General features: G+C 49.3%; 1 protein-coding gene. It reads left to right on the top strand.

Translation table 11 applies throughout. From position 1 onward, the window contains the following. Positions 1 to 107: 107 nt before the first annotated feature. The coding region (locus M3183_RS26720; RefSeq protein WP_251475045.1) for a hypothetical protein at positions 108 to 469 on the top strand (362 nt) is incomplete at its 3' end.

Raw genomic sequence — 469 nt, 5'->3', positions numbered from 1 at the left:
CTAGTAAACTTGCGTCCCTAGTCAATGACACGAACACTGCGTCGGTGTTTCGCGATCTGTACAACATGTATCAGGACTTGACGCCTAACGCGGACGAGCCTATCCGTATGCAGGTTTTCGGCTTGATGAAAAGTAGCGGCAACAAAAAGTGTTTTGTGCGTGTGGCGCTTCCCTCTCAGCCTTTTGTCGGATTCAAGCGCATTCTGATTCTGAGCGCTGACTTTGAAACGAGTCAGATGTACCATCTTCTTAAGATGGAAGGGTGTCAGGTGAACAATATCACGATACCGTTTTTGGATAGGCATATCAAGGGAGGCTTCGGCCGTGCTAATCGTGTTATCACCGAGCGCTACCAAAAACTGACTATCGTTCCACTGACGCTAGATCGCGAAATGCCGTCTAAGCATCAGCTGGCCAAGGGTCTATTGATCCCCGACACTGAGTTGGTGGGACTCAAGGAAAAGATGGC

Source organism: Neobacillus mesonae, from assembly GCF_023715155.1.
GTDB classification, from domain to species: domain Bacteria; phylum Bacillota; class Bacilli; order Bacillales; family Cytobacillaceae; genus Neobacillus; species Neobacillus mesonae_A.
The sequence above is the reverse complement of the archived record's forward strand: the minus strand, read 5'-3'. Positions and strand labels throughout refer to the sequence as shown.